Annotated in this window: 9 protein-coding genes; 4 read left to right on the top strand and 5 right to left on the bottom strand. The window is 65.4% G+C overall.

Features of this window, described 5'->3' with window-relative positions; translation table 11 throughout:
- The first annotated feature begins 122 nt into the window (after positions 1-122).
- Positions 123-2021, top strand: coding sequence for an acyltransferase family protein (locus M529_RS29285; RefSeq protein ID WP_051184015.1), 1899 nt, complete (start codon positions 123-125; stop codon positions 2019-2021).
- Positions 2022-2057: 36 nt separating this feature from the next.
- On the opposite strand, the gene M529_RS29280 is transcribed toward M529_RS29285, so the two are convergent.
- A complete protein-coding gene (locus tag M529_RS29280; RefSeq protein WP_040600315.1) occupies positions 2058-2759 on the bottom strand; it encodes a hypothetical protein in 702 nt (233 codons plus the stop codon).
- A gap of 151 nt (positions 2760-2910) precedes the next feature.
- Positions 2911-3297, bottom strand: a complete 387-nt coding sequence (locus M529_RS29275; RefSeq protein WP_021316799.1) for a PH domain-containing protein — start codon at positions 3295-3297, stop codon at positions 2911-2913.
- Positions 3298-3436: 139 nt separating this feature from the next.
- Here M529_RS29275 and M529_RS29270 point away from each other — a divergent pair, with 139 nt between their 5' ends.
- A complete protein-coding gene (locus M529_RS29270) occupies positions 3437-3985 on the top strand; it encodes a hypothetical protein (protein ID WP_021316798.1) in 549 nt (182 codons plus the stop codon).
- Between the two features lie 30 nt (positions 3986-4015).
- On the opposite strand, the gene M529_RS29265 is transcribed toward M529_RS29270, so the two are convergent.
- A complete protein-coding gene (locus M529_RS29265) occupies positions 4016-4921 on the bottom strand; it encodes an alpha/beta hydrolase (RefSeq protein ID WP_236617648.1) in 906 nt (301 codons plus the stop codon).
- A gap of 293 nt (positions 4922-5214) precedes the next feature.
- Between M529_RS29265 and M529_RS29260 the strand changes: the two genes are divergently transcribed.
- Positions 5215-6060 (top strand): fumarylacetoacetate hydrolase family protein, encoded by an 846-nt coding sequence (locus M529_RS29260; protein WP_021316796.1) that lies wholly within the window; start codon positions 5215-5217, stop codon positions 6058-6060.
- A 37-nt stretch (positions 6061-6097) separates the two neighbouring features.
- Here the strand turns inward: M529_RS29260 and lepA are convergent, their stop codons facing one another.
- Positions 6098-7903, bottom strand: coding sequence for a translation elongation factor 4 (gene lepA, locus M529_RS29255; protein ID WP_021316795.1), 1806 nt, complete (start codon positions 7901-7903; stop codon positions 6098-6100).
- 177 nt (positions 7904-8080) lie between these two features.
- Between lepA and M529_RS29250 the strand changes: the two genes are divergently transcribed.
- Complete coding sequence (locus tag M529_RS29250) at positions 8081-8851, top strand: CsgG/HfaB family protein (RefSeq protein ID WP_021316794.1); 771 nt, start codon at positions 8081-8083, stop codon at positions 8849-8851.
- Between the two features lie 40 nt (positions 8852-8891).
- Here M529_RS29250 and M529_RS29245 read toward each other — a convergent pair whose 3' ends face one another.
- Complete coding sequence (locus M529_RS29245) at positions 8892-9923, bottom strand: acyltransferase family protein (protein WP_021316793.1); 1032 nt, start codon at positions 9921-9923, stop codon at positions 8892-8894.
- Between the last annotated feature and the right edge of the window lie 6 nt (positions 9924-9929).

The raw sequence follows: 9929 nt of genomic DNA, 5'->3' as shown, positions 1-9929 counted from the left end.
GCAAGCCGGTCTGCGACGTCGCCGAGCCGGCGTTGATCTCGGCCCGCCATGCTGTCAATTTTGTTGCGCTGCAACGACAGCGCGGCGGTCGGTCGCCGCCGGATGAAAAGGGCCGCACCCCGATGATCAGACAGTATCGCGCCGATATCGACGGGCTGCGCACGGTGGCCGTGCTGCCTGTGGTCGTGTTCCACCTGGGCACAGCCCTCTTTTCAGGCGGCTTCGTCGGCGTCGACATCTTCTTCGTCATCTCCGGCTTCCTCATCACCCAGACCCTGCTGGGCGAGCAGGGACGATGGGGCGAGGCACTGCTCGATTTCTACAAGCGTCGGGTGAAGCGCATCTTCCCGGCGCTGTTCGTGCTCTATCTCTGCGTGATGATCGCGGCCTGCGCGATGCTGATGTCCGACCAGGCGTCCACCGTCGCGCGCTCGATCCTCGCTTCGATCCTCTTCGTTTCGAACATCCTGTTCTACACCCAGAGCGGCTATTTCGACGGCGACCTGGACAGCAATCCCCTGCTCCACACCTGGTCGCTATCGGTCGAGGAGCAGTTCTACATCTTCTTCCCGCTGCTGATCTTCTTCACGCGCAGCTGGTCGGCGACGCATCGGCGCCAGCTCGTCTGGGCGCTGACGCTGGCGAGCTTCGTTGCGTCGCAATGGATGGTGGCCCGGGACGCGAGCGCCGCCTTCTACCTGATCCCCTTCCGCACATGGGAGCTGGCGCTGGGATCGCTGCTCGCCACGGGCGCGATCCCCGGCCCGCGCAAACAATGGCAGGCCGAAGCCGGCGCGGTCATCGGCCTCGCGCTCATCGGCTGGGCGGTGCTGTTCTACAACAAGGGCACGACCTTCCCCGGCGCCTCCGCTTTGCCGCCCTGCATCGGCGCGGCGCTGGTGATCCTGTGCGGCATGGGATGGCGCACGCTTGCCGGGAGGCTGCTCTCGCTGCCGCCGATGCGGTTCATCGGCCTCATCTCCTATTCGCTCTACCTCTGGCACTGGCCGATCATCGTCTTCTACCGCCAGATCGACAGCCGGCTGGACAATGTCGAGCGGGCGGGGTTGCTGGCCGCGTCGATCCTGGCCGCGACCCTGTCCTGGGCCTTCGTCGAAAAGCCGTTCCGCCGGTCGAGCCGGCTCGTGTCCCGCGCGGTGGTGACCCGCGGGGCAGCCGCGATGGCGAGCTGCGGCCTGGGCGTGGTGGCGCTCGCCGTGCTCAGCAACTTCCTCTACCCGATCTCCGCCCGCGCGCGCGGCGTCCTGTCCTATGGCGAGAAGACCGGCCGGACGGAGATGATGCGGACCGGCACCTGCTTCCTCACCTCGCGCAACCAGCTGTCGGACTATGATTTCGGCACCTGCATGGTCGCCGCGCACGACAAGCCGCGGGTGCTGGTGGTCGGCGACAGCCACGCCGCGCATCTCTGGTATGGCCTCGACCGGGCCCTGCCGGACATGCATGTGCTCCAGGCCACGGCGTCGGGCTGCAAGCCGCTGCTTCATAGCCGCGGCGACATGCGCTGCCTCACCCTGATGGACCGGCTTTTCACCCAATATCTGCAGAAGGTCCGGCCGGACGTCGTCATCCTGTCCGCCCGCTGGCTGGACAAGGACGTGCCTCAGGTTGCCGAAACGGTGCGGTCGATCCGCCGTACCGTGTCCCACGTCCTCGTGTCCGGGCCGATCGTGGAATATGACGAGGCGCTGCCGCGTATCCTGGCGCGCAACATCGACCAGGCCGAGCCGGTCGACGGGCACCGCCAGAAGCAGATCGCGCGGGTCGACGCGCAACTGGCCGATGCGATGAAGCGTGCCGAGATACCTTATTTCTCGATGTACCATGCGCTCTGCGCGCCCCAGTGCCGGCTGTGGGTGACGCCGGGCGTGCCGGTGCAGTTCGACTATGGCCACCTGACCCAGCAGGGGTCGGTTCTGGTCGCCCGGGCAATGGCCAGCGCCGTTCGTGCCGAGGCGGCCGGGCAGACGCCAGCGGCCCGGACCGCTGCGACGCGCTGACCGGATAGGTATTCGATCAACCCCGCAAGGGCAGACCTACAACTCCAGCCCGATCAGATTACCGCTGCCGATCCGGTCGACGTAGCGCTTGCCGTCGATTTCCAGCCAATCGGGTGTCACCTCCAGCCGGCGCCCCCTGATCGTGGTGCGCAGATGCTCGACGGCGATGCGCCCCCGGCCGACGATGCGCAGTACGCACAGGCCATCCCCGCGCGCCGCCATCATCGAATAGCGGTCACCGCGCAGCAGGAAATGCCAGCTGCCGTCGACCGGCTTCCATTCATTGCCGTCCACCACCTGCATCGGTGTCCCGTCCGGCGCTCCCAGCCGCACGCTGATCCGCGTCGCGCCGTTGCTGCGCCGCGGCGGCGCGAAGATCAGGATCGGCTCGCCGTCCAGCGTGATCGGGATCGGCGTGTCGCGCAGCAGCCGCGATCCCCCGACGATCAACTGCGGCAACTCGTTGGAAAATGGCAGGCGGTCGCGCGCGAAATGGCGCTGGCGCACCACAGGGTTGGCATGGAAGCTGTGCACCTGGGTCGGCGTCAGCCGTCCCTCCTCGACCAGCCCATGGCAGGTCGGGCACAGCAACGTCACGCCAGGGCCGTCAGGCAGCGCCAGATAGCGGTAGATGGTGACGCCGCAGCGCACGCAGGCAAAGCCGCAGGCCTGCCGAACCTCGGCGCGCTGTTCCGCCGTCAGATCCGGCAACGACGGCATCACTCGCAAACCCACCATGCAGACGTCCCCGACACGTGCCGTCCCGCATGGATCGCGGATCGGCCTTTTCCTCGCGGCGTCCTCCTGGCTATGCTGGGCGCTCTGCCGGCGCCTCTGTTGCTATCGTTGAAATAAATGCGCCCAAGTCAAGGGGCAGCATCGCCTGCAATCAGCGCTGGGGCAGCAGATCGACGTTGCGCGCCGCGGCGATCGCGCGGATCCGGTCCGGACGCGGCATGTTGCGGATCGCGATTTCCGCGATGTCGCCGGCGCTGAACAGTTCCACATTGCCGACGCCGAACAGCCGCTGGCCCAGCGTCTGGGTGATGCGAACGCTGCGGACGCTGCTGAGCGCGATCTCCGTGCGCTGCTTGGCGAGCAGGCCGCGCTCCAGCAGCACCTCGCGATCGGACAGCGCCAGCCGTTCGCCCTTGTTCAGCACCCACCAGATGCCGATGGCGAGGATGCCGATGACCGACACCAGAAGCAGCAGGAACAGCAAGGGGTGCGCCCGGAACATCGCCGGATGCTCGTCATAGAGCCAAGCCTCAGTCACAATGCGCCTCCCGCCTGTCGCCGCGCATCTTGACCATGGCCCCGGCGCAGCGTCAAGCCGCCCGCGCCGACACAGGGTTAACCGAATATTTCCCTGATCCGGGTTAAGGATAAACGAACGCATTTCGCAGGATCGGCATATGGCGCGCAGCCTCTATGATCTTGGCGACCGGACTCCCGACCGGGATAGCCAATGGCTCAACGAGCGGCAGGAAAGGCGTGCCCGGGTGGTGCCGATCGGCATGGTGCTGGTGGCGTTCGCCTGCGCGGCGCTGGCCGCGGCGGTGCTCAAGGATGTGGTGCCCGCGCCCGGCAGTGACGCGGCGAAGGACCTGCCGAGCACCATCTCCGACCACTTTACCTTGTGCGACGATCTCAAGGGCGACGCATGCGTACTTTCTGCCGACAGCTATGCCTGGCACGGCAGTCGCTATCACCTGTCGGACATCCGCGTACCCAGCAGCGCCGAGCCGCGCTGCCCGGCGGAGGCGCGACGCGCGCAGGCGGCCCGGATTGCCCTTGCCACAATGATGAACGGCGGCGCCTTCGAAGCACGGCCCGATCCCGCCGATACCGATCGGACCGCCCGGCTGCTGCTGCGCGACGGGGTATCGCTGGGCCAGCTCATGGTGCTGAAGGGCCACGCCCAACCCTGGTCCTCCGCGCCGATCGACTGGTGCGGAGCCTGAACCCCGCACCAGCTGCCCCCCTTTGACCGATCAGGCGGCTGGCTTCAGCCAGCCATGCATCCGCATCCAGCTTGCGAACGCCTCGAACCAGCCGGTGCTGGTCGTTTCCTTGGGGTACATGCCGAAGCCGTGGCCGCCCTGCTCGTACAAATGGAACTCGACAGGCCGTTTGGCCGCCCGCCAGCTGTCGATCAGGCCTGTGCCCGAATTGCCGAACAGCGGGTCGTCGGCGGCCAGCGCCACGAACATCGGCGGGGCATCGGCCGGCACCGTCATCGGGATCAGCGGGCCGTAGATATTGCCGATGAAGGCGGGCTTCGCGTCCTTCCCCTCAAGCGTGGTGGCCATCGTCAGCATGGCGCCGGCCGAGAATCCGACCATGCCCACCCGGTTCGGATCGACGTGCCATTCGGCCGCCCGCTTGCGGATGAGCGCAAAGGCAGCACGGGCATCGGCGATCTGCGGCGCCAGATTGGCCATCATCGCCGACGGATTGGCCCCGGGCCGCGGGGCCGCGGCGGCAAAGCGCTCCTTCTGCTGCTGCTCATAACCAGCCAGATCCTGCGGCGTCTGGTTGAGCCGATACTTCAGGACGAAGGCGGCCACGCCCTTGGCCGCCAGCGCCTTGGCCACGTCCCAGCCCTCATTTTCCATCGACAAGGTCGTGAAGCCGCCGCCGGGCGCCACCACGACGGCCGTGCCGTTCGCCTTCGCCGGGTCCGGCAGGAAGGGGGTGAGCGTCGCGACCGTGACGTTGCGGGTGAACCTGCTGCCATATTGGCTGTGCCATGATTCGGATGCCTTGGCGCCGGGGAGAGGCCCGGTGCCCAGTTCGATCGCATTGGGTTGGGCGGGCGTTGCGATGGGCGCCATCCTGTCGCTCTGCGCCTGCGCCGGTAAAGCGAGGATGCAGGCCGAGGCGATCCCCGCCAGCATGATATGGGCCTTCACCGAACGGGCATGGCGCCTGAACAGAGTCGTGTCGATTGATCCTTTCATCACTTCCCCTTTTCCGCGCCTGGCATGGACCGGCGCAACCTTATTTACTCAGACATAACTACAGAAATTGCGGAGCGCTGTCACGAGCGAAAGATCGGCGAAATCATCCCCCACGCGTCGCGGCGCGAGGACGATTAGGGGCTTCCCAAGCAACACGCCCTGTGTGACGGAGAAGGACGCGCTCGCGCTGGAACGACCGCCGACACCGGCAAACAAGGACGAGGAACTGCATGAAACTGCTGCGAGTGGGGCCTTCGGGCGCCGAGATCCCGGCCATCCTCGATTCGGAAGGACGCGCACGCGACCTGTCCGGTCATATTGGCGATTTCACCGCGGACGTGCTGTCGCCTGCGGGCTTGGAGAGACTGGCGGCGATTGCGGTGGATACGCTGCCCCTTCTCGACGAGGGTCTTCGCGTCGGCTCCTGCGTTCCCCGCCCCGTGAACTTCGTGTGCATCGGCCTCAATTACTCCGACCATGCCGAAGAATCCGGGCTGGAGGCACCGTCGGAGCCGGTCATCTTCCTCAAGTCACCCGGCGCCGTCTGCGGTCCCAACGATGAGATCGAAATCCCCAAGGGTTCGGAGAAGACCGACTGGGAAGTGGAACTGGGCGTCATCATAGGCACGCGCGCCAAGCGCATCACGCGGGACGCGGCGCTGGACCATGTCGCCGGCTATTGCGTGATCAACGACCTCAGCGAGCGTGCCTTCCAGTTCGAGCGCGGCGGCACCTGGGACAAGGGCAAGGGGTGCGATACTTTCGGCCCGATCGGCCCCTGGCTGGTCACCAAAGACGAGGTGCCCGACCCGCAGGCGCTGCGGCTCTGGTGCGATATCGACGGCAAGCGGATGCAGGACGGCAATTCGCGGAACATGATCTTCGATATCGCTACGCTTATCAGCTATGTCAGCACCTTCATCACGCTGCATCCCGGCGACGTGATCTCCACGGGTACGCCGGCGGGTGTCGGCTTGGGCATGAAGCCCACGCCGATTTTCCTGCGCACCGGCCAGCGCATGCGGCTGGGGATCGACGGCCTCGGCGTGCAGGAACAGCTTCTGATCGGGGGCTGAACCGGTACGGAAACGAAAGCGCTGAGGCCGGAAGGCCTCAGCTCTCATCCCCCATGCGGAGCGCGGCGATGAAGGCTTCCTGCGGGATCTGCACGGAACCATATTCGCGCATCCGCTTCTTGCCTTCCTTCTGCTTCTCCAGCAGCTTCTTCTTGCGGGTGATGTCGCCGCCATAGCATTTGGCGGTCACGTCCTTGCGCATCGCCGCGATCGTCTCGCGGGCGATCACCTTGCCGCCGATCGCCGCCTGGATCGGGATCTTGAACAGGTGGCGAGGGATCAAGTCCTTCAGCCGCTCGCACATGTGCCGGCCGCGCGCTTCGGCGGCAGAGCGGTGGACGATCATGGAGAGCGCATCGACCGGCTCGTTGTTGACGAGGATGCTCATCTTGACGAGATCGCCCTCTCGCGTGCCGATCTGATGATAGTCGAAGCTGGCATATCCGCGGGAAATCGACTTCAGCCGATCGTAGAAGTCGAACACCACCTCGTTGAGCGGCAGCTCATAGGTCACCTGCGCGCGTCCGCCGACATAGGTCAGGTTCTTCTGGATGCCGCGCCGATCCTGGCAGAGCTTCAGGATCGACCCCAGATATTCGTCGGGGCAGTAGATCACCGCCTCGATCCACGGCTCCTCGATCATCTCGATATGGTTGGGATCGGGCATGTCGGCGGGATTGTGCAGGTGGCGCACCGTCCCATCCTTCATGTGCATGTCGTAGACCACCGACGGCGCGGTGGTGATGAGGTCGAGATCGTACTCCCGGGTCAGCCGTTCCTGGATGATCTCCAGGTGAAGCAGTCCCAGGAACCCGCAGCGGAAGCCGAAGCCCAGCGCCGCCGACGTTTCCATCTCGAAGGAGAAGCTGGCGTCGTTGAGGCGCAGCTTCGAGATGCTGTCGCGCAGCTTCTCGAAGTCGTTGGCATCGACCGGGAACAGGCCGCAGAAGACCACCGGCTGCACTTCCTTGAAGCCGGGCAGCGGCGCCTTGGCCGGGTTCTTGACCGTGGTGATGGTGTCGCCGACCCGGGTCTGGCTGATGTCCTTGATCTGCGCGGTGATGAAGCCGATCTCGCCCGGCCCCAGTTCGGCGAGCTGCTCGATCTTCGGGCGGAAGCAGCCGACCCGGTCGATGAGGTGCTCGGTGCCGCCTATCATGAACTTGATCTGCTGGCCCTTCCGGATGACGCCGTTCACGACGCGCACCAGGATGACGACGCCCAGATAGGGGTCGTACCAGCTGTCGACCAGCATCGCCTCCAGCGAGGCGTCGCGGTCTCCCTTGGGCGCCGGGATCTTCGCGACGATCGCTTCCAATATGTCGTCGATGCCGATTCCCGCCTTGGCGCTGGCCAGCACCGCTTCGGATGCGTCGAGGCCGATCACTTCCTCGATCTCCGCCTTCACCTTCTCCGGCTCGGCGGCGGGCAGGTCGATCTTGTTGATGACCGGCACGATCTCATGGTCGTGCTCGATCGACTGGTAGACATTCGCGAGCGTCTGCGCCTCGACGCCCTGCGCAGCGTCGACCACCAGCAGCGCGCCCTCACAGGCGGCCAGCGACCTGGACACCTCATAAGCGAAGTCGACATGGCCCGGCGTGTCCATGAGGTTGAGCTCATAGGTCTCGCCATTTTTCGCGATATAGTCGAGGCGCACGGTCTGGGCCTTGATGGTGATGCCCCGCTCCTTCTCGATATCCATATTGTCGAGAACCTGGGCGCTCATCTCGCGGTCGGAAAGGCCGCCGGTGCGCTGGATCAGCCGGTCCGCCAGGGTCGACTTGCCATGGTCGATATGTGCGATGATCGAGAAATTGCGGATATGGCTCAGTTCAGTCATTGCCGCGCCCTAGCAGCAGTTTCCGGCACTGTCAGCAGGGGGAAAAGCGGCAAGGAGGGGCGGCGATACGGTTTGTGCTGCTTTGAAGCGTCCTGCCGATGTGATATGCGAATATCACGGTCGGGTTGCACAAGAACAAAAGACAATCTTCGGCAACTAACAGGGATGCACGTCACAATGCAGCTTTTTACGAAATTCGCGGCCGCGGCCGCGGGCATGGCCTTGACCCTCGCGCCGGCCACCGCCGCCGAGAAGGGCTCCTCCGCCCGGCAGCAGCAGGCGAAACGGACGGCGGAAATCCCGCATTGCACCCGTCGCCTGGGCACCGTCGCCATCGTCGAACCCGATAACCAGTGGTGGCGCGAGTTCAACCTGGGCAGCCCGGAAGCGATCCTTCGGGTTTTTGTCCAGCAGTCGGGATGCTTCGGCCTGGTCAATCGCGGCCGCGCCATGGCCAGCCGCAATATGGAACGCGCCATGGCCGATTCCGGTGAGCTTCAGGAAGGCTCGAACCTGGGCAAGGGGCAGGTGAAGGCGGCTGACTATTTCCTGCAACCTGACATCGTGTCGTCCAACCGCAACAGCGGCGGCAACAGCCTGGGCGGCGCGCTGGGCGGCTTCCTGGGCCGGTCGACCTTCGGCGCCATTGCCGGCGGCATCAGCATCAAGAAGAGCGAGGCCAATGTGACGCTGTCCGTGGTCAACGCTCGCACCACAGAGGAGGAGGCGCTGACCGAGGGCTATGCCCGCAAGTCCGACCTGTCCTTCGGCGGCGGCGGCGGCGCAGGCTGGTGGGGCGGCTTCGCCGCGGCCGGTGGCGGCGGATACCAGAATACGGAGATCGGCCAGGTGATCGTTCTCGCCTATCTCGACGCCTATACCAAGCTGGTGACCCAGTTGGGCGGCCTGCCCGAGGATGCAGCCGCGGCCGCACCCCAGGCCAAGTAGCGGATGGGAAAGGGGCGCCGGGACCGGTGCCCCCTCTTCCTCAGGCCTGCGCGGGCGCCACGAGCGTAGCCCGCTGCGCCTGCCGCCTTTTCCACCAGTTCAGGATCGCTCCTCCGGCCGGCTGCTCGACCAGCCGGTTGATCAGCGTGCCGAGCAGCAACGCCACGGCGAAGGCAGCGAAGAAGCCGAGCCAGGGGCTGTAGCCGGCCTTGGCGACGTTCAGCATGATGACGAAGCCCACATGCTGGTGGATCAGATAGAAGGAATAGCTGATCCCGCCCAGCCACACGAGCGGGCGGAGCGCGATAAACCGCAACCGCCCGGCGATGAGCGCGGCAAAGGTCGCCAGCAGCAGCCAGCCCACCACCGTCACGTCCCACGTCTCCATCGTCGCGATGGAAAGCAGCGCCAGAGCCGCATAGGGCGCCTGCTGCCGCCACGTCCGCTGCCCGCTCCAGACGCGATAGCTGAGCATGCCGATGACGAAGAAGGGCGTATAGCGCAGCACGAAGAGCATGATGATACGCTCCGGCATGTCGGGCCATGCCCAGTAGAGCCACCGCAGCGCCAGCCACGCGGCCAGAACGGGCTCCAGCCGCCGCAGTCCCGCGAATTTCCAAAGCGCGATCATGCAGAAATAGAAGGCTATCTCGACCGTCAGCGTCCAGTAGGCGCCGTCCACCTCCGGCAGGAAGGCGAAGCCCTGCAACATGGTGAGGTTCGCGAGGATCGCGGCAGGTCCCACCAGCAACTGCCAGGCATGGGCCACATATTCGATCGAGAGCGTCAGCAGCATCGCCACCAGATAGGCGGGATACAGCCGCGCGAAGCGGTTGACGACGAAATCCGCGACCGAACGGATCCGGTCGAGCGTGAAGAAGATCGCAAAGCCTGAAATGGTGAAGAACAGCAGCACGCGGTAATTGCCTCCAGGGAAGCTGAAGGGCACATGCGATGCCTGGGGGAACAGCTCGTGAAAGCGGGTCGAATAGTGGAACACCAGCACGCACAGGGCGCCGATGCCGCGCAGGGCGTCCAGCTCCGTCAACCGTGTTCGCGATGCACCCGACATCGTTGA

It is taken from the genome of Sphingobium ummariense RL-3 (genome assembly GCF_000447205.1).
GTDB lineage: Bacteria > Pseudomonadota > Alphaproteobacteria > Sphingomonadales > Sphingomonadaceae > Sphingobium > Sphingobium ummariense.
Note: the sequence above shows the minus strand (reverse complement) of the source record. Positions and strands in the feature narration are given on the sequence as shown.

Coding starts and splice junctions, on each gene's coding strand:
- M529_RS29265 (WP_236617648.1), bottom strand. CDS start 4,921: ATGCTGGCGGGGATCGCCTCGGCCTGCATCCTCGCTTTACCGGCGCAG.
- M529_RS29245 (WP_021316793.1), bottom strand. CDS start 9,923: ATGTCGGGTGCATCGCGAACACGGTTGACGGAGCTGGACGCCCTGCGC.
- lepA (WP_021316795.1), bottom strand. CDS start 7,903: ATGACTGAACTGAGCCATATCCGCAATTTCTCGATCATCGCACATATC.
- M529_RS29270 (WP_021316798.1), top strand. CDS start 3,437: ATGGCGCGCAGCCTCTATGATCTTGGCGACCGGACTCCCGACCGGGAT.
- M529_RS29280 (WP_040600315.1), bottom strand. CDS start 2,759: ATGGTGGGTTTGCGAGTGATGCCGTCGTTGCCGGATCTGACGGCGGAA.
- M529_RS29260 (WP_021316796.1), top strand. CDS start 5,215: ATGAAACTGCTGCGAGTGGGGCCTTCGGGCGCCGAGATCCCGGCCATC.
- M529_RS29250 (WP_021316794.1), top strand. CDS start 8,081: ATGCAGCTTTTTACGAAATTCGCGGCCGCGGCCGCGGGCATGGCCTTG.
- M529_RS29285 (WP_051184015.1), top strand. CDS start 123: ATGATCAGACAGTATCGCGCCGATATCGACGGGCTGCGCACGGTGGCC.